Below are 24,332 nucleotides of genomic sequence, written 5' to 3'. Positions count from 1 at the left end.
TCAGCGGCGGACCGTGCCCGTGATCCGGGCGTACCCGATGATGTGGCGGGACATCATGAACGCGGCAATGGTCGGCGGCGTGGACGCGGGCAGGCCGAGGGTGGGTACGTCGAGTGCGTACACGGTGATCTCGTAGTGGTGGGTGAGGTCGCCGATGGGCGGGCAGGGCCCCAGATAGCCCGCATTTCCTGAGTCGTTGACGCCGCTCACCGCGCCGGCCGGCAGCCCGGTGTCCAGGCCGGTGTGGCCGGCGGGGACGTCCCGGACGAGCCAGTGCCAGAATCCGGCTCCGGTGGGCGCGTCGGGGTCGAACATGGTGATCGCGTAGCTGCGGGTGGCCTGCGGAGCGCCACTCCACGACAGCCGGGGCTGTCGGTTCTCGCCGGTGCAGCCGAAGGCGTCGGCCCAAGTCTCGGCCGGGAGCGCCTCGCCGTCGCGCACATCGGGGCTGGTCACCGTGAAGCGTTCCGCCGAGGCGGGCACACCGCTGCGGACCTTGCCGTATCCGTACTCCGAAGGGTCGATCGGGGGAGTGGCGGGCGCGGCTGCCTCGGGCACGGCCACGGCCACGGCTACCCCGGTGGTGGTGAGCGGGGACTTCTTCATCGGATCCTCCTGAAGATCGGTGGTGAACCGATGTTCCCGAGCGCGCGGGCAGGCGGGAAGGCCCTCCGGATGCTGGTACCCGCCGTACCACCTTCCGCAGTGGACAGGGAGCTGCGGTACGGGGCGATGATGGGGCGTGGTGCATATACGAACAGGGCGAAACGAGGAGCTGGCGCAGTTCCTGCGGGCCATGCGGGAGCGGCTGCGGCCGGAGCAGGTGGGACTGGCGGACCAGGGACGTCGCCGTACGCCGGGTCTGCGGCGGCAGGAGGTCGCCCAGCTCGCTGCCGTCAGCGTCGAGTGGTACATCCGGCTGGAGCAGGGGCGGGCGAGCGCGCCCGGCGCCGCGGTGCTCGACGGCCTCGCCCGGGCGCTGCGGCTGTCGCCCGCCGAACACCGGCACCTGCACGTGATCGCCCGGGGCGAGGCGCCGGTGGCCCGCCCCGAGTGCCTGCCGGTGAGCGAGTCGCTGCGCGTACTGATGGACGGAATGCCGCTCCTGCCCGCCTACCTCGTCGACTTCAGGTTCGACGTCCTGGCTCACAACAGCGCCGCGGCCGCGCTGTTCGGCGAGGGCTTCGGCTCCGGCGTCGCCGACAACACGGCCCGGATGCTGTTCCTGTCGCCCCGCATGCGGGAGATGCAATTGGACTGGGCCCGGGTCGCCCGCGAGACCGTGGGCAACCTGCGCGCCACGCTCGCACGCCACCCCGACGAACCACGGCTGCTCGAAGTGATCGGGGAACTGCGCTCGACGGTGGCGGAGTTCGCCCTCTGGTGGGACGACCACACGGTCAGGCAGCGCGCTCACGGCACCAAGCGCATCAGCCATCCCGCAGTCGGCGAGCTGACCGTCCACTACGACACACTGGCCACCCTGGACGGGGCCGGACAGTCCCTGATCGTCCTCACGCCGGCCGACACGGCGGCCGAGGCGTGTCTGCGCGCACTGATGGCCGATCGCGCCGGCACCCTCGGCGGCCCCGGTCTGCACGCTCTGCCTGCTGCCCGGGCCCGGCACCCCGAGGTGCCCGGTGGCAGCGCGCAGCCCGCCCCGGCTCCCCGCCGCCGACCAAGCCGGCGGTGACCGCCCCCGCGCCACCGTGGCGGGATCACGCACCATGGGGGCGCTGCACACGGCGGTGGGCTCCGGTAGGGCGCTGTACGCCGCAATCTCCAACTACCCGGCCGAGCAGCATCGTGAGGCGGTGGCGATCCTGCGCGAGCTCGGCGTACCGGTACTGCTGAACCAGGCCCGCTACTCGATCCTCGACCGCACGCCCGAGGACGGACTGCTGGACGCGGTGGGCGACACCGGAACCGGCCTGATCGCCTACTCGCCGCTCGCCCAGGGCCTTCTGACGGATCGCTACCTCGCCGGCGAGGTGCCCGCCGGTTCACGGATGTCGGTCGGGCACTTCCTCAAGGAAGAGGCGCTGACCGGCGCCAAACTTGCGCAACTGCGGGGCCTGGGCGAACTGGCCGAGCGGCGCGGACAGAGCCTTTCGCACCTGGCGATCTCGTGGGTGCTGCGCGACCCCCGAGTGGTGTCGGTGATCATCGGCGCGAGCAGCGTGGACCAACTGGACCAGAACCTCGACGCGCTGCACGGGGGACCGCTGTCCGAGGAGGACCTCGCGGAGATCGATGCGCTGAGCCGCTGAACCGAACGATCCACAGGGGTTCAAAAGGCGGCGCCGGCGCCCCCGGGCGGTCCCGGAGGCATACAGTGGGCCCGTTCGCAGCCGGTCAATTGTGGATGGGTTTCGGTCAACCCGGAGTGCGGTTTTCGGCCCCGTGGTCGGATGTTGCCCTCTGCGGGATCCGGCGAGTGCGAGGCGCAGCATGGCAGCGACGACCGAAGAGCCCTTCAGGGCCCTGTTGGAAGCGGCACCGGACGCGATGGTGATCGTGGACGACGCCGGGGTGATCCGCCTGGTCAATGCCCAGACCGAGGCCCTGTTCGGCTACCCGCGCCAGGAACTCCTGGGGCGCCCCATCGACGTGCTGGTGCCCGAGCGGTTCCGCGGTCAGCACCCGAGCCACCGGCTCGGCTACGCGGCCAGCCGCCAGGTCCGCCCGATGGGGGCGGGACTGGAGCTGTACGGCCTGCGCCGCGACGGGCGAGAGTTCCCCGTGGAGATCAGCCTGAGCCCGCTGGAGACCCCCGAAGGGCTGCTGATCTCGGCCGCCGTCCGGGACGTCAGCGAGCGCCGGGCGGCTGAGGAGCGCTTCCGGGCCCTGCTGGAGGCGGCCCCCGACGCGATGGTGATCGTCGACGAGAGGGGCATCATCCAGCTGGTCAACGCCCAGACCGAGGCACTCTTCGCGTACGCGCGCGAGGACCTGCTGGGGCGGCCCGTCGAGGTGCTCGTACCCCACCGGTTCCGCGGCAACCACTCCGACTTCCGCGCCGGCTACTTCGTCAACCGGCAGGTCAGACCCATGGGGGCGGGGCTGGAGCTGTACGGGCTGTGCCGGGACGGGCGCGAGTTCCCCGTGGAGATCAGCCTGAGTCCCCTGGAGACCCCCGACGGGACGCTCGTCTCCGCGGCCATCCGCGACGTCACCGAACGCAAGGCCGCCGAGGAGATGCTCGCCCGGCTCTACGAGCAGCAGCGCCACGTCGCTCTCACCCTCCAGCGCAGCCTCATGGGTTCACCGCCGGACGTGCCGGGAATGCCGACTGCGAGCCGCTACTTCCCGGCCCGCCAGGGCGCCGGGGTGGGCGGGGACTGGTTCGACCTGATCCCGCTGGGCGGCGGCCGGGTCGGCGTGATGATCGGCGACGTGATGGGGCGCGGACTGGACGCCGCCGCCGTCATGGGACAACTGCGCTCCGCCTCCCACGCGCTGGCGAAGACCGGGATGCCGCCCTGGCAGCTGATGCGTGCCCTCGACGCGGTGGTGAGTGAACTCCCGGACCAGTTCGTCACCTGCTGCTACCTCGTCGTGGACGCGGACGCGGCCGAGATCACGGTGTGTTCGGCCGGACACCTGCCGGTCCTGCTGGCCGATCCCGGCGGCGAGGTGAGCCGGTTGCCGGTCGAGGTGAGCGTGCCGCTCGGCGTCGGTGAGGTTCCCCACCACGAGAGCCGCCACGCGGTCGCACCGGGCTCGGTACTGGCGCTCTACACGGACGGGCTGGTGGAGACACCGGGCAGCGACATCGAACGGCAGGTCGACGGGCTCGCCGCGGCGCTGGAGAAGGCCCTCGCGTCGACCGGATCCCTGGAAGCCGCCGCGGACCGGTTGCTGACGGACCTGCTGCCGGACGCCGACGACAATGCGGACGACGTCACCCTGCTCCTCGTGCGCATCCCCTCGACCCCTGCCACCGCGCGGACCCTCGTCCTGGACGCCGCCCCGAGCAGCGTGGCCGCGGGCCGGCGCTTCCTGCGCGCCACCCTGGAGGAGTGGGGCAAGGACGACGAGCAGCTGCGCGAGACGGCCTGTCTGCTGGCCTCCGAGCTGCTCTCCAACGCGGTGCGCCACGGCAGCGGACCCGTACGGCTGCGGATGCGGCAGGCCGGCCGGGAGCTGGGTGTCGAGGTCTGTGACGCGAGCCCGGTGCTTCCGCAGGCCCGCTTCGCCGCCCCGGACGCGGAATCGGGCCGAGGCCTGCTCCTCGTCGACTCCCTCGCCAGTTCCTGGGGCACGCTACCGACGGCGGACGGCAAGGCGGTCTGGTTCTCCCTGCCGCTACCCGCCCCGCGCCGCTCACAGCCGGCGGGGTGAGGCGAGGTGCGGCCACTGCTGCGCGCGGCGCCGTCGCGACGGGGGTCAGTGCCAGGCGGGATGCCCCTCGGTGGCGGCGCCGGTGGTGAGCGTCCGTTCGCCGGTCTTGTCCGCGCGCACGGCCCAGATCGCGGGCTTCTCGTACGGGCCGCGGACGAAGGCCACCCAGGTGCCGTCGGCGGACCAGGAGGGGTCCATCTCATGGGCGTCGGTGGCGACCAGTTCACGATCGTCACTGCCGTCGGCGTCCACGAGGCGGATGTCGCCCTGAGTCTTCGTGCCGTAGGTCCCTGCCGTGTAGGCGAAGGTGGTGCCGTCGGGTGACCACACCGGGTCGAGTGCCGGATGGGGCAGCCGGGTCACCTGCTGCGGGGCCCGGTTCGGGTCGGCGGGGTCGACCAGGTGGATCTGCCAGTTCTCGGGCCCCGTCTGCAGGCAGACCGCGATGCTCTTGCCGTCCGGCGACCACGCGGGATCCTCGACCTGGCCCCCGCCGGAGGTGAGCTGGCGGGCCGAGCCGTCGGCGACGCCGACCACGAACAGCTGCTGTACGCCGTCCTTCATGCGCAGTACGGCCAGCCGGCTGCCGTCCGGCGACCAGGACACCCGGCCGCCGGCGACGGAGGTGATCCGCCGGGCGTTGGAGCCGTCGGCGTTGGCGGTCCAGACGGCCGTGCCCTCGGAGGTGCTGCGGGTGAACGCGAACGACCTGCGGTCGGGGGACCACTGGGGCAGGGTGTCGCATGCGCCCCCGGCGATGAGCTGCACGGGCTTCTCCGTGGCGGCGTCCCGACACCGCCTCGGGCAGCCAGGAGTCACCGTCCGGGTGGCGGACGGTGAGGGTACCGAGGAAGGCGGTCGGGGTGGGCCGTGCCGCCGGGTCCTTGGACAGGCAGGCACCGATGGCTGCGCGGAGTTCCTCGGGCACCGCGGTGAGGTCCGGCTCCTCGTACACCACCTTGAAGTGCCTGGCCGCGGACGGGCCGTCGCCGAAGGGGGCGCCGCCCGCCGCCTGGGTGAGCACCACCCCCAGAGCGAACATGTCGACCGCGGGGGTGAGCACGCCACCGCCGGTGAGCTGCTCGGGTGCCAGGAATCCCGGCGTGCCGACCTGGAGGCCGGTCTGTGTCAGCGACGTTCCGTCCAGGGCGCGCGCGATGCCGAAGTCGATGACGCGCGGTCCGTCCTCCGCGACGATGATGTTCGCGGGCTTGAGATCGCGGTGGATGACCCCTGCGCGGTGGATCGCCTCCAGGGCCTCGGCAAGGCCGGCGGCCAGTACGGTGAGCGTGTCCAGGGGCAGCGCTCCGACGCGCGCCAGTACCGCTTGCAGGGTGGGACCGGGCACGAAGGCCGTCACCAGCCAGGCCGGCTCCCCGTCCGGGTCGGCGTCGACCACCGGCGCGGTGTGGAAGCCGCCGACCCGCCGCGCGGCCGCGACCTCGTCGGCGAACCTGCGCCTGAACCCGGGCTCGGTGCTCAGCTCGGGGCGTACGACCTTGACGGCGACCGCACGGCCGGACTGGGAGCGCCCCAGGTAGACCACGCCCATGCCCCCCTGGCCGAGCCGTCCCACCAGCCGGTAGCGGCCGTCGCCGAGCGAGGTGGGATCGCCCGTTTCGAGCGGCTTCATATGTCCCCCATATTTCACACCTTGCGCAATGAACAGCCTCTCCCTACCTGTCGCGCCGACCACCAGTCAAGCGAGGCCCTTGCGGAGACCCGACAAGGGTGCCTCCGGCAACCTGTCCCCCCGGCCCGACGCGGTCCTGTCGCCCTTCACGTACCGGGCCGCCGAGGTCTCGTAGGATGATCGGCTGACATGATCACGATCAAGGAAACCCAATGACTCGCACCAGCGAAGTGACCCCCCTTCCGCAGCCGTTCGGGCAGGATTTCGAGGCCGATCCCCACGCCGTATACGCACGGCTCCGCGAGGAAGGGTCCGTGCACCGGGTCGCGCTCCCCGACGGCTCGCCCGTGTGGCTGGTCACCCGTGAGGCCGATGTCCGCAGCGGGCTTGCCGACTCCCGGCTGTCGGTCAACAAGCGCCATTCCGGGGCCGGTTTCAAGGGTTTCTCCCTTCCTCCGGCGCTCGATGAGAACCTCCTGAACATGGACGCGGAGGATCACCTGCGGCTTCGCCGGCTCGTCTCCCAGGGGTTCACCCCCCGACATGTCGAGGGACTGCGGGACAGCCTCCAGAGCGCGATCGATGCCCTCCTCGACCGGGTGGTGGAGCAGATCGACCGCGACGGCCGTGCCGATGTGGTCGCGGAATTCGCCAAGCCGTTGCCGCTGCAGGTCATCGGGGACCTCTTCGTCGTCCCGCAGGTCGAACAGGAGCGGTTCTCCGGCTGGGTCGCCACCATGCTGGCCCCGTCCGGCCACGAGAGCCTCAGGGATGCGATCGGGCACATCCACCGCTACCTCGTTGACCTCGTCGCCCGCCGGCGCGGCGATCCGGGCGACGACATCCTCTCCGGCCTGATCGCGGCGCGCGACGCGGAGGACCGGCTGACGGAGAACGAGCTGGTCTCCCTGGCCTTCCTCACCCTGATGGCCGGCAGCGAGAACGTCCAGCACATGATCAGCAACGGCCTGTTCACCCTCTTGACGCACCCCGACCAGCTGGCCGCTCTGCGAAGCCGCCCCGAGCTGCTCCCGCAGGCGGTCGAGGAACTGTTCCGGTACGCCCATCCCAACCAGACCGCCATCCGCCGTTTCGCCACGGAGGAGATGGAGATCGGCGGGGTGGGGATTCCGGCGGGGGACACCGTGCTCTTCCTGCTGGCCTCCGCCCACCGGGACCCCGCCCGGTACGCCGTCGCCGAGGAATTCGACATCACCCGTCCGGATCAGGGCCACCTCGCCCTCGGTCACGGGCTCCACTACTGTCTCGGCGCGCCCTTGGCCCGTATGCAGATCACCCTCGCCCTCGCCGCCCTGCTGCGCAGGCTTCCCGGACTCCGGCTTGCGGCTCCCGCCGAGCAGCTCGTGTGGACCACCACCTTCCGATTTCACGCCCTGCGTGAGCTCCCCGTCATGGCGGGTCCGGAGGGTCCGGGTCGACTCGGGAGCGCGGCGGATGCGTAGCCGGCGCTGACGGCCGCAGCCGGGAGCTGTGTGATCGGAAAAGTGGGAGATTCCCGATTCGGACAGTGAACGTCTGTTTCGCGCCGGTTGGGGCGATCCGGGTGTCGGGTTGTCCGGTAAGTGCTGTGCTGGAGGGGCTGTGCCCGTCGGGGGCAAGCGTCGGACAGCGCACACAGGGGGTCTTCAGCGATGGCTTCTCTGCACTACGAAATACTCACCGATCCGGCTCCGCTCCAGGTGCCGGTCGCGGGCGAGGAACGCCAGGGATCGGTCTGCATCGTCGTCTCCAATCCGACCATGGACGAGGTGATCTGGTACTCCATCGAGGTCCGCGTGCCCTGCGGCCAGGCGGACGGTGACCTGACCGCGAATCCGAAGACGATCAGCGCGCGGGTCGAGCGGAACACCGCGACGAAGCAGGGCGAGGAGCCGATCGTCGCCTGGGACGACAACACGGGTGTCCTCACCGTGACCGCCCGCCCGAACGCGCTGTTCCGGGAGGCCGGCTCCATGGCCCTGGTCCTGGACGGCTTCCCCGTCTCCGGCGCAGCGGGACTGGTGCTGCTGCACGTGCTGGAGCGGGCGGCCAACGGCGCCAGGGTGCAGAAGAACCCCGTGACCCTGAGCCTGCTGAAGCAGCTGCCCAAGGTTCCGCGCAACTTCCGCGCGAAGCAGTCCCTGGTGGCCACGGGCCAGGACGTGGTCCTGCAGTGGGACGGGCCCGACACCCTCGTCTACCGGATCCAGGGCCCGGACGGCCCTCCGGAGACGGTCGCGCCGACGCCGGGCGCAACCGGCTGGCAGTGGTCGCCGGCGGCGGGCCAGGAGCCGAAGCGGGACGCCACGTACACCCTGATCGCCACCTCCCCGGGTGGGCAGCAGTCCGGGTACTTCCTCACCACCACCGTCCACCTGCGCAGCCCCGAGTTCGAGGGCGTCACCGCGACGGACGGTATCCACAGCCCGTGGGTCGAGGGCACGACGGACCGGGGCCGGATCGTCTTCACCACGCAGGGTGCCCGGATCCGCGACGCCGCCGACGGCCTCGGCACCCTCTTCGCCGCCACGACCGACGTCGAGACCGTGACCGCGGCGTGGGTCCGCGGGCGCGGGAGCGACGCCGGGTGGATCGGCTTCCCGTCCGACGGAATCAGGGTCGGCCGCGGTGGTGGAAGCGACTTGGGAACCGTGACGGCCGACAGGATCAGCGTGACCGGCATCAACACCCAGTGGGTGGGGGACCGGGACGCGGGCAAGGGATGGGTCGAGTTCCCGCAGTCGGGAGTGAACGTCCGCAAGGACGGAAAGCAGGACTGGGGAACCGTCGCCGCCGACCTGGCGGACCTGAACGGCATCAACACCAAGTGGGTGCAGGGCCGCACGGCCGCCGACGGATGGATCGAGTTCCCGGCCTCCGGGATGAATGTGTTCCAGGGCGCCGGAAGCCGCCAGTGGGGGACCGTCGCCGCCGACAAGGCGGACCTCAACGACGTCGTCACCCACCGGGCCCAGGTCAAGGAACGTCTCACCCTCCAGGGCGGGCTGAGCGTCGACAACGTGCTGGAGACCCAGGACGGCCCGCCGCGGCTGATCGTCCACGGCCGCCTGGATGCCGAGGGCGAGGTGAAGGCCGACCACACGGTCACGGTCACCGGGGACCTCACCACCCTCGGCATGCTGCGCGTACAAGGAGAGTCGCGCTTGCAGGGGAAGGTGAACGCCGGCGCGCATCTGTCGGTCCGCAACGCAGGCGACTGGATCATGCACACGAACGACGGGAAGGTGGCGATCAACGGCGACCTCCGCGTCCACGGGGCCTTCCGCTCCGATTCCTGACCGGGTGTACTGCGCGCAGCGCCAACCCGTGTACGGATTCCCGCAGGGCGGGGGCACGGGTTGGCGCGGCAGGGTGGAGTCGGCGCGATCGGACGCGCCGAGGGGCTCAGGCCGTGGCCGGTGCAGGGGTCTCGGGGGCCTCCGGGGCCTCGGGCTCGGCCTCGGTCTCGGCCTCGGTCTCGGGGTGGGGGATGCGGTGCAGTCCCCTGCGGTCGTAGAGGTGGGTGATGGCGAAGCCGAAGGCCAGCGCTGCGGCGAGGGCGACGCCCATCGAGGCCCACGCCCGGGTCAGGCCCGCGTCGGCCTGGGCCCCGTAGTAGAGCAGCGAGCGGAGCCCCTCGGTGATCTGGCGCAGCGGCTCGAACTCGGCGAGGGCGCGGAAGAACCCGGGCAGTGCCTGGACGGGCACGGTGGCGCCGGAGGAGGGGACGGCCATCGCGACGAAGACGATGGTGGCGAGCAGCATGCCGGGGGTGCCGAAGGCGGCGAACAGGGCCAGGCTGCCGATGCCGACCACCGCGATGGTGGCGACCGAATAGAGCCACAGCAGGCCCAGGTGGGAGGCGTCCATGTCGAGGATGCCGACCGTCGCGACCTCGACCAGGGTGCCCATGACCAGTGACAGGCCGAGCATGAGCGCCATGCCGATGGCCAGGGTGCGGACGCGGCTGGTGTGCTGGACGGGTTCGCGCTTGCGGAAGGGACCGAAGTCGGTGTGCAGGTAGCCGAGCGCGGTGTCGACCTGGGAGTTGACCACGTTGGCGCCGAGCATGCCGCAGACGACCAGGACCAGCGCGTAGTAGAAGGCGCTCAGGCCCATGGCGCTGCGGGGTCCGACGGGGTGGCCGTCGGCGACGGTCACGGTCACCGGGTCGGCCAGCTTGAGCTGGGCGGCCGGCGGGAGGGGGCTCTTCTGGGCGCCGGCCTGCTTGAGGAGTTCCTGGCCGAGCTGGGCGGAGGCGGCGTGGGCGGCCTTCTGTACGGCCTGCGAGGCCATGGAGGAACCGATGCTGCCGGCGGCCTGGTTGGTCAGCACGGTCAGGGTCGGCGCGGCGGCCTTGCCCTGGGGTGCGGGCTGCGGGGCGGCGAGCCCGGTCACCGTGGCCGAGAAGTCGTCGGGTATGACGAGGGCGCCGAAGACCTTGCCCTTGCCCAGCCGCTTGTCGGCTTCCTCGCGGCTCACGAAATGCCAGTCGATGCTCTTGTCGCCCTTGGCCGCCTGCTGGATCCCGGAGACGACCTGCTCGCCCATGTTGACGTGGCGGCCGCCCGCGTCGGCGCCGCGGTCGGCGTTGACCACGGCCACGGGCAGGTCGCGCAGGTTCCCCCTGGGGTTGACGTTGCCGCCGACGTAGAGCAGGGCGAACAGCATCGAGACCACTGCGGCGATGAGCCCCGTACCGATCCACAGCTGGGGTCGGCGGAGCACGGAGGGGGGCGGCGTGGGCTGAGGCATCGATTCTCCGGTACGCGGCTGCATTCCTGGACTGGATACTTGAAGTATCCAGCTACTGGATACTGGCAGTATCTTGTTGTGGTGTCCAATCGCCGAAGCCGAGTACCGGGCCGTACGACCGGGAGGGGAGCCGCATGAAGATCTCGGAGCTCAGCCGGCGGACCGGCGTGCCGGTCGCCAGCATCAAGTACTTCCTGCGGCAGGGTCTGCTGCCCGCGGGGCGGGCGACGGCCGCGACCCTGGCCGAGTACGGGGAGGAGCACGCGCAGCGGCTGCGGCTCATCAAGGCGCTGACCACGCTCGGCGGCCTGTCCATCGCCGCCACACGTGACGTGCTCGGAGCCGTCGACCAGGCCCACAGCGCCGAGGGCGCCCTCGGCGCGGTCAGCTACGCCCTCCCGGTGCCGGTCGCGGCCCTGCACGACGCGGACCCCGCCGAGGAGGCCGACGGCGAGGCGGCCGCCGGCGCCGAGGTGGCGGAGCTGCTCGCGGCCCTGGACTGGCAGGCGCCGGGGACGTCACCGCACGTGAAGGGGCTGACGGCAGCGCTGAAGGAATTGCGGAGGCTGGACGCGCAGTACGCCCCGGGAGAGCTCGCCGCCTACGCGCGGCTGGCGGAGCGGGTGGCCGTGCTGGACCTGGAGCGCGCGGCCGGCATCGACGACCCGGTGTCGCTGGCCGAGCGGGCGGTCGTCGTCCTCGCGATCTGCGCCCCGGTGTTCGAACTGCTGCGGCGTCTCGCCCAGGAGGACCAGGTCAGGCGCCGGGTGGCGGGCGGTGGCGACGGCGGCGCTGGTGGCGGCGGTGGCGGTCGCGGTGGCGAGGAGTGCGCGGCGCCGCGTTGACGCCATGGCGGGCAGGTCGTGGCGGGGGTTCAGCGGCGATCGGCAGGGTAGGCGACGGCCACTTGTTCGATCTGGCGAAAGGCAATCACCCATGTTGATGGCTCACCCGGCCGTACTCCCCGGCCTCGTCGACCGCTACTGGGCCCTGTCCGTGCTCGACGCGGCGGACGGCGACTCGCCGGTACGCAGGGAGATCGAGGCCGTCGAGCGGGCCCTGTGCGTGGCCACCGGCACGACGGACGTGCACGCCGCCCTGATCGCCGCCCGCCACCACCTGCCCGGAACGGGCGCCCTCGACGACTCCGTACTCGCCTCGGGCTGATCGGCGGCGGGGCGGACAGGGGGCGTGACGACGCCGGTCCCGGCACCCGGGGTGGGTGTCGGGACCGGCGTCGTCGTGTGGGGGTGGGGTCAGGCGGGTCGGCCGCCGAAGGGGGCGCCGGTGCCGTAGTAGGTGCCCAGTTCCTCGCGGTAGCCGGTGTCGCCGAGGTGCTTGTCGCGGTGGAACTCGGGTGCGTTCTTGATCTGTTCCTTGGTGCCGGCGACGTAGATCTTCTGGTCGTCGGGGTCGATCCTGACGACCGTGCTGGCCGGCAGGAGGACCTCCTTGCCGAAGATCCAGGGGCCGGTGTCGACGACCAGGTAGGCGTCACCGACCTCGTCGGAGTGCTTGTCGACCTTGCCGATGCTGCCGTCGGTCGCCTCGACCTTGTATCCGGTCAGGTCGGTACCGGCGAGGTGGCCGGAGGTCGGCTGGTAGCTCCACACATGTTCAGTCACGCGAAAACAACTCCTCGGTCAATGGAGGGCGGCGGGGAAATGCTTCTCCGCCGCCCCTCCTTGTTCCGTTCCGTACGTCGTGCATGGCGGGGGTGCTGCGTTCCGCCTGGACTTCGCCTGCCCCGCATTCACCGCTTCACGCACCCGGGATCGATAGGGGGGCCGGGATGGTTCGTCGATTCGGCTACCAGCGGTACCAGCGGCCGCTACCGCCCTTCGGACGGGCGACGAAGCCGATGAGCCAAAGGATCAGGACGGCCAGAGCCACCCACCAGAGAATCTTCACCGCGAAACCCGCGCCGAAGAGAAGAAGGACCAGCAGAAGAACGAGAAGCAGGGGAACCATAGTTATCAACCTCCGCAGCACCGCCTGCCCGACCACATCCGGGACATGTATTCGATTTTTATTTGTTTCCTACCTGTGCGGCCGGGCAGGAGAGTCCGATTTTCGTGGAACCGGTGGCCGGACGGGATGTGTGGAGGAGGAAGGGGAAGACGCCTGATGTGAAAGGAGTGGCGATGTCAGGTACACCACGTCGAATGGCCGGTCTGCGGTGTGAGGACGCCCGGTTGATCGCCCGCGATGTCCTGGCGGCCCATGGCGTGGCGGAGCGTCTGGTGGACGACGTGCTGTTGGTGGTGTCGGAGCTGGTCTCCAATGCGGTCCGTCATGCCGGCGGTGTGACCGACTTCCAGGTCCGGCACCTTCGGGACTGCGTGGCGGTCGACGTGTCGGACGCGACTTCCCAGTGCCCCCGCATGCCCGGGACGCCGGTCGAGGTGCCGGGAGGGTTCGGCTGGCTGCTGGTCAACCGGATCGCCGACCGCACGGAGATCCGCTGCGGCCTCGGCGGTAAGACCATCACGGCGCTGATCCCGATCCCCGCCGTCGCCTGAGGGGATGGTGCTGCGCCCGGGATTCTGTTCCTGGGGCGGGTGTTGAGGCGATGACGGGGTAAGCGCGTCACGACCGCGGCACGCACATCCCAGGAGGAGGACCGGCCATGCAGGACTCGGTGAGCGTCTCGGTCCCGTACGGTTCCCGGCGGATCGCGGAGCCGGTCCGTACGGAGACGCAGCCGGCTCGCGCAGCGATGGACCGCAGGCGCTACCGCGTCGGCACAGCCGGTGTCCTCGGTCTCTTCGCGGCCCAGGTGCTGATGGCCACGTGCATAGCCGCGGTCGCGCTGTTCCTGCCGGTCGGGGTGGCAGCCCTGACCATCACCGGCGTGCTCGCCGCGGCGGCCGCCGCAGCGGGGCTGGCAGGACGGCAGCAGGTGGCCGACCTGGCCGAGCTCCACGACAGGGCGCACCGATGACCCCCCAGGGTTGCGCGAGAGCGTCGAACGGACCCGCGACGAACCCGGCCGGACCGTCGGGGCCCATGGCCGCCAAGGCCGACATCAAGACCCGAACCAAGGAGAGGACTGCCGTCATGAAGCAGGAAACCGCCGAGAAGGCCTCCCTGATCGCCGATCAGATCCGCGAGAAGGCCGGGCAGGCCGCCCAGTTGGTGCGGGACAGGACGCCCGACCCCGTCCTGGACAAGACGGCCCATGCAGCGGCGCAGGTGTGGGACAGCGCGACACGCGCCGGAAAGTACGCGGCGGACAAGACCCCCGACCCGCTGCTGGAACAGGCCGGCCGGGCCGCGACGGTCGCGCGCGTCAACCGCACCCCGCTCCTCGTGGCGGGCGCCGTGATCATCGCGCTCGTGCTGGTCCGTCGCAGCCGCGGTCGTCGCCGATGAAGGCTTCCAAGCTCGCCTACAAGCCCGTCGGCCTCGCTCTCGGCGCCGCGAGCGGCCTGGTCGCGAGTGCCGTGTTCAAACAGGCGTGGAAGATCGTCGAGGGTGAGGGCGACGCCCCGGACGCCACGGACGAGGACCGCTCCTGGCAGCAGATCCTGCTCGCGGCGGCCATCCAGGGCGCGATCTTCGCCGTGGTCAAGGCGTCCGTCGATCGATCGGGCGCCGTGGCCGTACGCCGCTTGACGGGTACCTGGCCGGGCTGACGCACGGCGGCGGAGACCGCAGGGGCGGTCTCCGCCGCGCGTACGGGTGCCCGCAGCGCGGATCCGCGCGCACGGAGCAGGAGCGTCGCCCATCCGGGTCGATCCCTCGTTGCGGACGAGCAACGCGATCGGCCGCCGGGTAGAGGGGCGTGGGGCGGCGGGCCGCGCCGCCCCGGTATCACGAAGCACAGGAGGCGTTGATGGACGGAATCGTCCTGCTGAAGGAAGACCACAAGACGGTCGAGAAGCTGTTCAAGCAGTTCGAGAAGGCCGGTGACAACGCCCACGCCGAGAAGCGGAAGATCGCCGACCGGGTGATCGACGAGTTGACCACGCACACGTGGATCGAGGAGAAGATCTTCTACCCGGCCGCGCGCGAGGCCGCCCCCGACACCAAGGACCACGTCCTGGAGAGCATCGAGGAGCACCACGTCGTGCTGTGGATGCTTTCCGAGCTGAAGGATCTGGACGCGGCCGACGAGCGGTTCGACGCCAAGATGAGCGTGCTGATGGAGAACGTCCGCCATCACGTCGAGGAGGAGGAGAAGGAGTGGTTCCCCGACGTTCGCAAGGCCATGGGCCGCAACCGCCTCACTGAACTCGGCGAACAGATGGAGGCGGCGAAGAAGAAGGCTCCGGGCGAACCCCTGGCCGTCCCCAGCGCCAAGCACTGACGACGACCCGTCCGCCGTGCCTGTCCACCCGCGGCCTGCGGGTGGACAGGCACGGCGGACGACTTGGAACCCGGCGCAGATGAATTCCTGATTGCTCCCTCAACCACTTCATTCGGGAATAGCCGCTCAGGGTCGTGGACGAATTCAGGAACGGCACCGAATTTTTGGTCTGATCCTCCGAAGATCGACCCTTTTCCGTATAGGGCGCGTCGCCCGGGGCAGGCGCAGTACGTCGTCCATTGCCGTCACTCGCTCGGCGGGTCGCGGTGAAACCGGAGGTACGGTGCCCAGTACTGCTTCTGCCCTGTCCTCGGCCACGCTGCCCGGCGGCCTCGTGGCTCTCCCGGGCGTCTACCAGCCGCAGGCGGACACCCGAATGCTCGCGGCGGCACTCGCCCACGAGGACCTCGGCCCCCGCACGGAGCTCCTGGAGATCGGTACGGGCACCGGCGCCCTGGCCCTGCACGCCGCGACCAGGGGAGCCCGGGTCACGGCCGTCGACGTGGCATGGCCCGCGGTGGTGACGGCCCGGCTGAACGCCTGGATCCACCGGCTGCCGTTGCGCGTCCTGCACGGGGATTTCGAGGCACGCACCACGGGACGGCGCTTCGACGTGGTCGTCTCGAACCCCCCGTACGTCCCCGCCCCCGACGGCCGCCTGCCGTCCCGGGGGCCGGAACGGGCCTGGGACGCCGGTCTCGACGGGCGCGCGGTCATCGACCGGATCTGCGGGGGCGCCCCCGCCCTGCTGCGGCCCGGCGGAATCCTGCTCATGGTGCACTCGGGGATGTGCGGTGCCGAGGAGACCCTCGACCGGCTGGCAGGGGCAGGGCTTGCCGCGCGGGTCACGGCGACGGCCTCCGTGCCCTGGGGCCCGGTCCTGCGGTCGCGGCGGTCCTGGCTGGAACAGCGGGGCCTGGCGGCCGAAGCCGAAGAACGGGAAGAGCTGGTGGTCATCCGTGCCCAGCGCACCTGAGCCGACCGCGAGCCCGGTTCCTGCCGTCCCCGGCAGGGCGGGCGCGGACGCCCGCCGGGTGACCCTGGAGTGCCAGGGCCCCGTCCTGATGGAGGGTCCCGTCGAAATCGTTCTCGACGACGGGACGGTCGCCCGGTCCGACCGCTTCATGGTCGCCGTGTGCACCTGCCGCCGCAGCCGTACGTATCCGTGGTGCGACACCAGCCACCGCCGCCGCGAACGAGCCGCATCGCCCACCGAGAACAGGAACCCGGAATGACCCCTCCCAGCCCGACCAGCACCATGACCGCCGCCGGCCCCCGCCTCGTCGAGGGACGGGGCGACCTGTCCGACGCCGTCGTCCGGGCCCTGCGGAAGGGCACCCCGCCCGTGTACGCGCCCGGCGCCGTACTCAAGGCCGACCCGTGGGGCGACGACCTCCAGCTCGCCCTCTACCTGATGTACGAGCTGCACTACCGCGGCTTCGAGGAGGTGGACGACGCACGGGAATGGGATCCGGACCTGCTGCGCCTGCGCCAGGCCGTCGAAGCCCGTTTCCTGCACGCCCTGCGCACCGAGCTGCCCGACGCGCCCCGGTCGGTCGAGGACGCCTTCGCCCCGCTGCTCGTCGAACCCGTCGACCTCTCCGACAGCCTCAGCCACCACCTCGAAACCGAGGGTGAGCTCTGGCAGTTGCGCGAGTACGCGGCCCTGCGCTCCCTCTACCACCTCAAGGAGGCCGACCCGCACATCTGGGTCGTCCCCCGCCTGACCGGCCGCGCGAAGGCGGCGATGGTGGCCATCGAGTACGACGAGTTCGGTGCCGGCCGCGCCGAACGCATCCACGCACGGCTCTTCGCCGACCTCATGACCGACCTCGGCCTGGATCCCGCCTACGGCCGCTACCTGGAGCAGGCACCGGCGCCGCTGCTCGCCACCGTGAACCTGATGTCCCTCTTCGGGCTGCACCGGGCCCTGCGCGGAGCGCTCGTCGGACACTTCGCGTGCGTCGAGGTCACCTCGTCACCCGGCTCCCGCCGCCTGGCCAAGGCCATGCGGCGTTGCGGGGCCGGTCCGGCCGCGGAGCACTTCTACGCCGAGCACGTCGAGGCCGACGCCGTCCACGAGCAGGTCGTACGCCACGAAGTGATCGGCGGCCTCCTCGCCGACGCACCGGACCTCGAGGAGGACATCGCGTTCGGCTGCGCCGCGACCGTCCTGCTCGAAGACCGTCTCGCCAGCCACATCCGCGAAGCCTGGGACCGCCAGGGCAGCGCACTGCGCACACCCCTGGCCTAGGGAGCGTCTCGCCCCTCAGGGGCGTGGGGTCATGCCTGGAAGTCCCAGTCGAGGCGGAGGACGGCGAGGTCGTCGGTGTGTCTTCCGGCGTTGAGCGCCCGGGTCTGGTGGATGAGGCTGTCCAGATGCGCCGCGGGGTCCTCGGAGGGTGTGGTGTTGATCAGGGGCAGGAGTCCCTCGATGCCGAGCCGGCCGGCGGCGTCACCGTTGTGGCCTTCGGTGAGGCCGTCGGTGTAGAGGGTGAGCGCCCCGGCGTCCGGGAGCGGGATGACCGTGGCGGGCCAGTCGTGGTGGCCGGGGACGATGCCGAGCGCGATGCCGTGCTCGGCGGCCACCTCCAGGGTCTTCTCCGAGGCGGTGAGCAGGGGTTCGTGGTGGCCCGCCAGGTAGAGGGTGGCGGTGGCGGCCTTCTGGTCGAGGGTGAGCAGCGTGCAGGTGGCGAACAGCGGCTGGGTGCCGCGCTCCGCCACCAGCAGGCGTTCCATGAGGTGCAGCAGTTCGGTGCCGTGGTGTCCGGCCAGGACGAGCGAGCGCCATGCGATGCGCAGGCAGACGCCGAGGGCGGCGGCGTCGGGGCCGTGTCCGCTGACGTCACCGACGACGGCGTGCAGCAGTCCGCCGTCCCCCTCCACGACGTCGAGGAAGTCGCCGCCGAGGAGGGCCTGTTCGGCGCCGGGCAGGTAGCGGGTGGTCACCGTCACGGTGGAGGTGTCCAGGAGGGGCCGGGGCAGCAGTCCGCGTTCCAGCCGGGCGTTCTCCTCCGCCCGCTGGCGGGCCGACTGGGCTTCGGCCGCCGCGCGTTCGGTGTGGCTGCGGTAGACGGCGTAGCGGACCGTGCGGCGCAGCAGGTCGGCTTCGACCTTGCCCTTGACGAGGTAGTCCTGGGCCCCGGCGGCCATCGCCTCGGAGCCCGCCTGCTTCTCGGACAGGCCGGTCAGGACGATCACGGCGGTGTGCGGGGCCATCGCGCGGACGGTGGTGACCGCATCGGTGCCCGACACGTCCGGCAGGTGCAGGTCGAGGAGGATGCAGTCGACGGTGCGGGTCGCGAGTTCCGAGCGGGCATCGGCCAGCGAGACGCTCGTGGTGAGCTCGAAGCGCAGCTCGGTGTCGTGGAGGAGCTCCTCGACGAGCAGGGCGTCGGCGGCGTCGTCCTCTATGAGCAGGATGCGGTAGACCGGTTCGTCCGCGCCGATGCCGCCCGTGTGGGTGAGGGTCGCGGTCATGGCGCCGGCTCCGCGGTGGCCCGGGTCGCTTCCGCGATGGTCGACGGGGCCGGGGGAGGTACGGGGGCGAGGGTGAAGCTGATGCGCGTCCCGTCCCGGTGGTCGGGGTCGACGGCGATGGTGCCGCCGTGGAACTCGACGATCTTCTTGCACATGGCCAGGCCGATTCCGCTTCCGGGATAGGCGTCCTTGGTGTGGAGCCGCTGGAAGATCACGAACACCTTGTCGGCGTACTCGGGTGCGATCCCGATGCCGTTGTCGGTCACGGTGAACCGCCACAGCTCGCCTTCCCGGGCGGCCGTGACACGGATTTCCGGTGCCCGGTCCGGACGGCGGAACTTGACCGCGTTGCCGATCAGGTTCTGCCAGAGCATGCCCATCTGCGTGGCATCGGCGACGAGGGTGGGCAGCGGATCGTGCGTGATCGACGCGCCCGCCTCCTCGATGCCGACGCTCATCGCGGACAGGGTCCGTTCCATGACCGAGTCGAGGTCGACCTCCACGGGATCGTGGTGGACGCGTCCCACCCGGGAGAAGTCGAGGAGGTCGTTGATGAGGCTCTGCATCCGGTTGGCGCCGTCGACCGCGATGCCGATGTACTGGTCCGCCTTGGCGTCGAGCTGCCCTCCGTAGCGCCGCTGCAGGAGCTGCGTGAAGCTGGACACCTTGCGCAACGGTTCCTGGAGGTCGTGGGAGGCGACGTACGCGAACTGCTCCAGCTCGGCGTTGGAACGCTGGAGGTCGGCGGTCTGTGCGTCCAGGCGCCGCCGCGCCTCCTCGCTGACGGCCAGCTCGCGCACCAGCCGGCGGCGCATGAAGTCGATCTCGCCGCTCAGGCGCCGCAGGTCCGCCGGACCGGCCGCGGAGATGGGGTGGTCGAAGTCACCACCGGCGACCGTGCGGGCGTCCGCCGCGAGCTGCTCCAGCGGCCGGTTGATGCCGCGGCGCAGGCCTTCGAACACCAGGCCGGCCAGGACGGCGATCACGGCCGCGATCGCCGCGAACACCCAGTTCCGAAGCCTCATGGTTTCGACAAGGTCGGCCCGGGTCCCGGCCCGCTCCGCGCGCAGCCGTTCCTGCTGGTCCGTCATGGCCCGGCGCAGGGCGTCGAATGCCGTCTTGGACTCGGCGGCGCGTTCGCCGGCCAGGGGAGAGGCCGACCCGGGGGGTGAGTCGGCGACGGGGCGGGCGATCCTCTCCTGCCACGTGGACAGTGCGTCCTGGACGGTCCTCAGGTCGTCGAGCGCGCGGGCGTTGCCGGCCAGGAGCTGCGTGAGCTGCGCCGTGTACGTCTTCTCGTCCGCGAGCCCCCGCCGGTACGGCTCCAGGAATTCCGGGGTCCCGGTGAGCCCGTAGCCGCGGATGCCGGTTTCCTGGTTGAGGAGGGCGGCCTCCAGGCGGAACGAGGTGGACAGTGCGGGGGACCGCACGTCCACGAGCTCGTCGCTGATCGTCGCCGTACGCCCCAGCACCCATGCCCCGGTCACACCGAGCACGGCCAGCACCACCAGGGACACGGCGACACCGACGCGGAGCCACCGCCGGGTCGTCCACGCGGAAAGGCTCCGCGCACGCGGCCTCATCATGCCGGTCATCCTCTGCTTTCCCCTCCCGAGACAGCCGCTTCGAACAGCAGGCGCAGCGCACACTGTAGAGGGCATCGGACAACCTTTGTTGTCGCAGGTCGGTTCGGGGGCCTAAGGTGCGGGGTATGCCAGGCAAGAACTTCCACCTGCGGACCACCTCGAAGGAGACGGCCTCCGTCGCCGACGCAGCTGTCGCCGACCTCGCCCGGCGCCTGGCTCTCCACCTGCAGACCGACCTCTCCCGCCCGACGTCGGACGACCGCGCCCAGGCCCTGGCACGCCTGCACGTACTGGACCACCTCCAACAGGCCGCAGAGCGGCTGCAACGCGCAGCGGCCATCGATGCCGCGCGTGCCGGAGCCGGATACCCCCAGATCGGCCGCGCATGCGGCATGACCCGCCAGGGCGCCCGGCGCCGCTGGCCGGGGCTTTTCAACCACACCGACGAAGCACCCACGGAGCAGCTGACGATGAACGCCCCCGCCCGCCCGTTCGATGTCCTGCTCGTGGAGGACGACATCGCCGACGCCATGCTCATCGAGGAGGCACTCGCCGAGCGCGGGGCCCGCAACCTGGTCCAGGCCACCGACGGTGTCGCCGCCCTGGAGCACCTGCGCAACCCCGACAGCCCGCGCCCCGACCTGATCGTGCTCGACCTGAACATGCCCCGCATGAACGGCCGCGACCTGCTCCGCATCCTGAAGAACGACGCCGACCTCCAGAGCATTCCGGTCGTCGTCCTCACCACGTCCTCCGCCCCGGACGACGTCGCCGGCGCCTACACCAGCCACGCCAACGCCTACGTGACGAAGCCCGTGAACCTGGAAGAGTTCGAGCAGGCCGTCCAGAGCATCGATTCCTTCTACCTGGACACCGCGACGCGCCCGCCCCGCGCCTGACCGTCGACGGGACTACTGGACCAGCTCCGCGTGGACGGTCTTGCCGTCGTGGCAGGGGACGACACGGACCCGGTGGGCGAGGGCCTGGACGATGGTCCACCCGCGTCCGCCGGTCCGGTCGGGGGTCCGGGAGTGCGGGGGACGCGGGCTCGTGTCCCGCACGGTGACCTCGATCCCGCCGGGAACCAGACCGAGCCCCAGGACGAAGGGGCCGGGAGCGTGGCGGACGGCGTTGGTCACCAGCTCGGAGACGACCAGCAGGACGTCATCGTGAAAGGTTCCGTGGGTGGGCGCGCAGTGGTGGCGGAGAAAGGCGTCGGCGGTGTCCCGTGCTTCGGCGATGCAGCCGGGTGCGCCGTCGAAATTCACGCGTTCCTGCGCGTGACGGGCGTCGTGCGAAATGGCCGACGAGAGCTCCATCCCCACGCCCCTTCCACTCCACTGCGCACCTCGCTGCTCGGGTGCCCCACTGGTGCCCCGGTCCCGCAGCCTTGTCGGGGCCCCGTCCCTCGGTGTGTTTCCCCCACAGCAGGGTACCCAGCCCGTTTGAAATGTTCACGGGTTCGCGCTCCCTGCTATCGTGCGATTTCGGGCCGATCCGCCCATCCAGTGGTGACCCGTCAGGAGAACGGGTTCTTTTCTGGTGCAGATTCACTACTCTTGACTGGTGCCCATTGCCCAGGCTTGGGGTTGCCGCATGAGAGAAGGCGCGACGTGACCGGCCCGGCGTTCCGGGTCAGCACCGAACCCGACGCGGCCGGGGCCGGTCTGCGGCTCGTCGGCGCGCTGGACCTGGACGGCACCGCGCAGCTGCTCGCCGCGGTCACCGAATGCTTCGCGCGACGGCCCGACCGTGTCGTGCTCGACCTGCGGGACCTGCGGTTCTGCGACTGCGCGGGGCTCAACGTGCTGGTGGAGGCCAAGGCCGCAGCGGATAGGATCGGCACCGAGCTGTGCGTCGAGGGCGCCCGCACGCAGGTGGCCCGACTGCTGACCCTCACCGGCGTCGACGAACTGTTCGCCGACGGCGTGCCGCGTCTACCACCGAGGACCCTGTGATGCCGTCGACACCGCGGACCGCACCGGACACGGTGCCGCGCACCGCCGGGGGACGCATCACCATCCTGCTCGTCGAGGACCACGACATGGTGGCCGAGGCGATCCGGCTCGCCCTGGACCGTACCGACGACCTGGAAGTGGTCGGCCGCAGCCTGTGCGTGAAGGACGCGCTGGCCGATGCGGCCCGGCTGCGCCCCGCCGTGGTGGTGCTGGATCGGCGGCTGCCCGACGGCGACGGCATCGCCGCCATCGCCGCGCTCAAGGCCGCCGCACCCGGCGCCCGGGTGCTGGTGCTGACCGGCGAAGGCACCCCGGCGGTGGCCGCCGACGTCGCCGAGGCCGGCGGCTCGGGACTGATCCTCAAGGTCGGCAACCTGCGTGAGCTCCAGGACGGCGTACGCCTGGTGGCGGCGGGGGAAGTGGCCTTCAGCAGGGGACTGCTCGGCGGAGCGCTGGACCGGCTGGCCGGCAGGACCGCCGGCGCGGGTACGACCCTCACCCCGCGCGAGCGCGAGACCCTCTCCCTGCTCGGCGACGGCCTGGGTACGGCCGAGATCAGCCGGCGGCTCGGCATCGCCCTCAACACCGCCAGGAACCACATCCAGCGGGTCCTGGTGAAACTCGGTGCCCGCTCCCAACTGGAGGCCGTCGCCGTGGCCCGCCGTGAGGGCCTCCTGCGATGACCGGAGACAGCCGCGCCGAACAGGGCACCGCCCTCGCCCCGACCGAGACGGCGTTCACCCTGCTGGTCTCGAGCGTCCTCGACTACGGCATCTTCATGCTCGACCCCCAGGGCCACGTGTCCAGCTGGAACGCCGGCGCCGAGCGGATCAAGGGCTTCCGTGCCGCGGACATCATCGGCCAGCACTTCTCGGTCTTCTACCCGCCCGAGGACATCGCCGCCCGCAAGCCCCACCGGGAGCTCGAAACGGCCATCGCCGAAGGCCGGCTGGAGGACGAGGGCTGGCGCATCCGCAAGGACGGCTCCCGATTCTGGGCCAATGTCGTGATCACCCCCCTCTTCGACGAGACCGGCGCACTGCGCGGCTTCGGCAAGGTGACGCGGGACATGACCGAGCGCCGCGCCGCCGAGCAGGCACTCACCGAGCGCCGCCGTCTGTTCACCCACCTCGTCCAGGCACAGGAGCTGGAACGCCGGCGCATCGCCTGGGACGTGCACGACGACTCCATCCAGGCCATGGTCGCTGTCGGCATGCGGCTCCAGCTTCTGGCCGACCGGACCGGCGAGCCCTACGCGCATGAAATCTCCCTGCTGGACGCCTCGGTGCGCGAGGCGGTGGGACGCCTGCGCAACCTCACCTTCCGGCTCCAGCCGCCCGGCATCGACCGGCACGGCCTGGTCGAGGCGCTCTCCCAGCACCTGCACGAAGTGGTGTCCGGGAGCTGGGGACTTGAACCGACCCTGGAACACGACCTGGAGAAGGAACCGGCCCCCGAGACCGCGATCACCGTCTTCCGCATCGTGCAGGAGGCGCTGCTGAACGTGCGCAAGCATGCCCGGGCGCGCACCGTACGGGTCGGCGTCACCGCCGAGAACGGGGGCCTGCGGGTCCACGTGGCCGACGACGGCACCGGCCACGTGGCCGTCGCCCGCAGGTCGCAGGAGCACTTCGGGCTGATGGAGATGCGGGAACGCGCCGAGACCGCCGGCGGCTGGTGGACGCTGAGCAGTGCACCCGGTGCCGGCACGACGGTGGAGTTCTGGGTGCCCGACCTGCCGGCCGGCGAGCTGGACGAACCGCTGCCCGGTGCACCCCTCGCGCGCTTCGACTCCCTGACCGCCCCGCAGGGGCCGTCGTGACCCCGCCCGCCACGGCCCGTAGCCCGCTGCAGGTGCTGATCTGCGACGACAACGACATGCTGCGCGCGGCGCTGGCAGACGTCGTCGGGGCCCAGCCCGACCTCACCGTGGCCGGCAGCGCCGCCGACGCCGACGAGGCGATCCGGCTCGCCGGCGCCCGAAGGCCGCACGTCGTGGTCCTCGACGTGCGTTTCCCGGGCGGTGGCCCGTACACCGCCGAGCAGATCCTGCGCGCCGTCCCCGGCGTCCGCATCCTGGCGTTCTCCGCCTACGGCGACCAGGGACCGCGCACCGCGATGGCGGCGGTCGGCGTCACCGGCTACCTCGTCAAGGGCGTCGCCAACGCACAGCTGCTGACCGAGATCCGGGCCCTGGGAGCCGAAGCCCGCCAGGCCACTGCATGCGCCGCCGGAGGGCGATCCGGCGCCTGACAGCTGTGCGG

At 71.3% G+C, this 24,332-nt stretch carries 28 protein-coding genes and 1 pseudogene; 20 read left to right on the top strand and 9 right to left on the bottom strand.

Features of this window, described 5'->3' with window-relative positions; translation table 11 throughout:
* On the bottom strand, positions 1-606 hold the full coding sequence (locus B6R96_RS04600; RefSeq protein ID WP_081521676.1) for a YbhB/YbcL family Raf kinase inhibitor-like protein: 606 nt from the start codon (positions 604-606) through the stop codon (positions 1-3).
* A 139-nt stretch (positions 607-745) separates the two neighbouring features.
* Here B6R96_RS04600 and B6R96_RS04595 point away from each other — a divergent pair, with 139 nt between their 5' ends.
* The 3 genes from B6R96_RS04595 (at position 746) to B6R96_RS04580 (ending at position 4,344) form a co-directional block, all read left to right on the top strand.
* Positions 746-1,693 (top strand): helix-turn-helix transcriptional regulator, encoded by a 948-nt coding sequence (locus B6R96_RS04595; RefSeq protein ID WP_237291319.1) that lies wholly within the window; start codon positions 746-748, stop codon positions 1,691-1,693.
* A complete protein-coding gene (locus tag B6R96_RS04590) occupies positions 1,641-2,270 on the top strand; it encodes an aldo/keto reductase (RefSeq protein ID WP_237291318.1) in 630 nt (209 codons plus the stop codon). The genes B6R96_RS04595 and B6R96_RS04590 overlap by 53 nt, the downstream gene beginning before the upstream one ends.
* A 181-nt stretch (positions 2,271-2,451) precedes the next feature.
* On the top strand, positions 2,452-4,344 hold the full coding sequence (locus B6R96_RS04580; RefSeq protein WP_107475461.1) for a PAS domain S-box protein: 1,893 nt from the start codon (positions 2,452-2,454) through the stop codon (positions 4,342-4,344).
* A 45-nt stretch (positions 4,345-4,389) separates the two neighbouring features.
* Here the strand turns inward: B6R96_RS04580 and B6R96_RS04575 are convergent, their stop codons facing one another.
* Complete coding sequence (locus tag B6R96_RS04575; RefSeq protein ID WP_081521674.1) at positions 4,390-5,112, bottom strand: TolB family protein; 723 nt, start codon at positions 5,110-5,112, stop codon at positions 4,390-4,392.
* 139 nt (positions 5,113-5,251) lie between these two features.
* A pseudogene (locus B6R96_RS04570) lies at positions 5,252-5,896 on the bottom strand (serine/threonine-protein kinase); the annotation flags it as partial.
* A 293-nt stretch (positions 5,897-6,189) separates the two neighbouring features.
* On the opposite strand from B6R96_RS04570, the gene B6R96_RS04565 reads away from it, so the two are divergent.
* Together B6R96_RS04565 and B6R96_RS04560 are read left to right on the top strand one after the other, a co-directional pair.
* Positions 6,190-7,440: a cytochrome P450 family protein gene (locus B6R96_RS04565; protein ID WP_081521673.1), complete on the top strand. Its 1,251-nt coding sequence runs from the start codon at positions 6,190-6,192 to the stop codon at positions 7,438-7,440.
* Positions 7,441-7,629: 189 nt separating this feature from the next.
* Complete coding sequence (locus B6R96_RS04560) at positions 7,630-9,276, top strand: hypothetical protein (RefSeq protein ID WP_081521672.1); 1,647 nt, start codon at positions 7,630-7,632, stop codon at positions 9,274-9,276.
* Positions 9,277-9,382: 106 nt separating this feature from the next.
* Here B6R96_RS04560 and B6R96_RS04555 read toward each other — a convergent pair whose 3' ends face one another.
* Positions 9,383-10,732 carry a YhgE/Pip domain-containing protein gene (locus B6R96_RS04555; protein ID WP_081521671.1) on the bottom strand — a complete coding sequence of 450 codons (1,350 nt, stop codon included), beginning with the start codon at positions 10,730-10,732 and terminating at the stop codon, positions 9,383-9,385.
* A gap of 134 nt (positions 10,733-10,866) precedes the next feature.
* Here B6R96_RS04555 and B6R96_RS04550 point away from each other — a divergent pair, with 134 nt between their 5' ends.
* Positions 10,867-11,577 carry a MerR family transcriptional regulator gene (locus tag B6R96_RS04550; RefSeq protein WP_063785628.1) on the top strand — a complete coding sequence of 237 codons (711 nt, stop codon included), beginning with the start codon at positions 10,867-10,869 and terminating at the stop codon, positions 11,575-11,577.
* Between the two features lie 91 nt (positions 11,578-11,668).
* Positions 11,669-11,899, top strand: a complete 231-nt coding sequence (locus B6R96_RS04545; protein ID WP_030389916.1) for a DUF5133 domain-containing protein — start codon at positions 11,669-11,671, stop codon at positions 11,897-11,899.
* An 89-nt stretch (positions 11,900-11,988) separates the two neighbouring features.
* Here B6R96_RS04545 and B6R96_RS04540 read toward each other — a convergent pair whose 3' ends face one another.
* Both B6R96_RS04540 and B6R96_RS04535 read right to left on the bottom strand, forming a co-directional pair.
* Positions 11,989-12,357 carry a PRC-barrel domain-containing protein gene (locus B6R96_RS04540; protein WP_030391049.1) on the bottom strand — a complete coding sequence of 123 codons (369 nt, stop codon included), beginning with the start codon at positions 12,355-12,357 and terminating at the stop codon, positions 11,989-11,991.
* Between the two features lie 184 nt (positions 12,358-12,541).
* Positions 12,542-12,703: a hypothetical protein gene (locus tag B6R96_RS04535; protein ID WP_030385292.1), complete on the bottom strand. Its 162-nt coding sequence runs from the start codon at positions 12,701-12,703 to the stop codon at positions 12,542-12,544.
* 173 nt (positions 12,704-12,876) lie between these two features.
* Here B6R96_RS04535 and B6R96_RS04530 point away from each other — a divergent pair, with 173 nt between their 5' ends.
* From B6R96_RS04530 to B6R96_RS04495, 8 genes are all read left to right on the top strand, one after another.
* Positions 12,877-13,254: an ATP-binding protein gene (locus B6R96_RS04530; protein ID WP_081521670.1), complete on the top strand. Its 378-nt coding sequence runs from the start codon at positions 12,877-12,879 to the stop codon at positions 13,252-13,254.
* A gap of 107 nt (positions 13,255-13,361) precedes the next feature.
* A complete protein-coding gene (locus tag B6R96_RS04525) occupies positions 13,362-13,676 on the top strand; it encodes a phage holin family protein (RefSeq protein ID WP_081521669.1) in 315 nt (104 codons plus the stop codon).
* Positions 13,677-13,792: 116 nt separating this feature from the next.
* Positions 13,793-14,107, top strand: coding sequence for a hypothetical protein (locus B6R96_RS04520; protein ID WP_053177165.1), 315 nt, complete (start codon positions 13,793-13,795; stop codon positions 14,105-14,107).
* Entirely contained in the window at positions 14,104-14,370 is a 267-nt protein-coding gene (locus B6R96_RS04515; RefSeq protein ID WP_081521668.1) for a DUF4235 domain-containing protein, read from the top strand. The genes B6R96_RS04520 and B6R96_RS04515 overlap by 4 nt, the downstream gene beginning before the upstream one ends.
* Before the next feature lie 200 nt (positions 14,371-14,570).
* The gene (locus B6R96_RS04510; RefSeq protein ID WP_030390399.1) at positions 14,571-15,044 is read left to right on the top strand and encodes a hemerythrin domain-containing protein; all 474 of its coding nucleotides are present in this window, start codon (positions 14,571-14,573) and stop codon (positions 15,042-15,044) included.
* Positions 15,045-15,327: 283 nt separating this feature from the next.
* Positions 15,328-16,020, top strand: a complete 693-nt coding sequence (locus tag B6R96_RS04505) for a HemK2/MTQ2 family protein methyltransferase (protein ID WP_081521667.1) — start codon at positions 15,328-15,330, stop codon at positions 16,018-16,020.
* On the top strand, positions 16,004-16,279 hold the full coding sequence (locus B6R96_RS04500; RefSeq protein WP_384511955.1) for a CDGSH iron-sulfur domain-containing protein: 276 nt from the start codon (positions 16,004-16,006) through the stop codon (positions 16,277-16,279). The genes B6R96_RS04505 and B6R96_RS04500 overlap by 17 nt, the downstream gene beginning before the upstream one ends.
* Positions 16,276-17,298, top strand: a complete 1,023-nt coding sequence (locus B6R96_RS04495) for an iron-containing redox enzyme family protein (protein ID WP_107475459.1) — start codon at positions 16,276-16,278, stop codon at positions 17,296-17,298. The genes B6R96_RS04500 and B6R96_RS04495 overlap by 4 nt, the downstream gene beginning before the upstream one ends.
* A 29-nt stretch (positions 17,299-17,327) precedes the next feature.
* On the opposite strand, the gene B6R96_RS04490 is transcribed toward B6R96_RS04495, so the two are convergent.
* Positions 17,328-18,524 carry a PP2C family protein-serine/threonine phosphatase gene (locus tag B6R96_RS04490; RefSeq protein ID WP_081521665.1) on the bottom strand — a complete coding sequence of 399 codons (1,197 nt, stop codon included), beginning with the start codon at positions 18,522-18,524 and terminating at the stop codon, positions 17,328-17,330.
* Complete coding sequence (locus B6R96_RS04485) at positions 18,521-20,119, bottom strand: sensor histidine kinase (protein WP_081521664.1); 1,599 nt, start codon at positions 20,117-20,119, stop codon at positions 18,521-18,523. Before B6R96_RS04485 ends, B6R96_RS04490 begins: the two co-directional genes overlap by 4 nt.
* Positions 20,120-20,235: 116 nt before the next feature.
* On the opposite strand from B6R96_RS04485, the gene B6R96_RS04480 reads away from it, so the two are divergent.
* Positions 20,236-21,009 (top strand): response regulator, encoded by a 774-nt coding sequence (locus tag B6R96_RS04480; protein ID WP_078938371.1) that lies wholly within the window; start codon positions 20,236-20,238, stop codon positions 21,007-21,009.
* Positions 21,010-21,021: 12 nt separating this feature from the next.
* Here the strand turns inward: B6R96_RS04480 and B6R96_RS04475 are convergent, their stop codons facing one another.
* Positions 21,022-21,429, bottom strand: coding sequence for an ATP-binding protein (locus tag B6R96_RS04475; protein ID WP_081521663.1), 408 nt, complete (start codon positions 21,427-21,429; stop codon positions 21,022-21,024).
* Positions 21,430-21,723: 294 nt separating this feature from the next.
* Here B6R96_RS04475 and B6R96_RS37170 point away from each other — a divergent pair, with 294 nt between their 5' ends.
* Genes B6R96_RS37170 through B6R96_RS04455 form a run of 4 tightly spaced genes read left to right on the top strand, consistent with a single transcriptional unit; the run spans position 21,724 to position 24,321 of the window.
* Positions 21,724-22,068 (top strand): STAS domain-containing protein, encoded by a 345-nt coding sequence (locus B6R96_RS37170; RefSeq protein WP_159396277.1) that lies wholly within the window; start codon positions 21,724-21,726, stop codon positions 22,066-22,068.
* Positions 22,068-22,751 carry a response regulator transcription factor gene (locus tag B6R96_RS04465; RefSeq protein ID WP_081521662.1) on the top strand — a complete coding sequence of 228 codons (684 nt, stop codon included), beginning with the start codon at positions 22,068-22,070 and terminating at the stop codon, positions 22,749-22,751. The genes B6R96_RS37170 and B6R96_RS04465 overlap by 1 nt, the downstream gene beginning before the upstream one ends.
* On the top strand, positions 22,748-23,890 hold the full coding sequence (locus tag B6R96_RS04460) for a PAS domain-containing sensor histidine kinase (RefSeq protein WP_081521661.1): 1,143 nt from the start codon (positions 22,748-22,750) through the stop codon (positions 23,888-23,890). The genes B6R96_RS04465 and B6R96_RS04460 overlap by 4 nt, the downstream gene beginning before the upstream one ends.
* Entirely contained in the window at positions 23,887-24,321 is a 435-nt protein-coding gene (locus tag B6R96_RS04455; protein WP_203351587.1) for a response regulator, read from the top strand. Before B6R96_RS04460 ends, B6R96_RS04455 begins: the two co-directional genes overlap by 4 nt.
* Positions 24,322-24,332: the final 11 nt, after the last annotated feature.

The organism is Streptomyces sp. Sge12, from assembly GCF_002080455.1.
In the GTDB taxonomy this organism is placed as follows: Bacteria; Actinomycetota; Actinomycetes; order Streptomycetales; family Streptomycetaceae; genus Streptomyces.
This window is presented reverse-complemented; position numbering and strand designations above follow the sequence as displayed.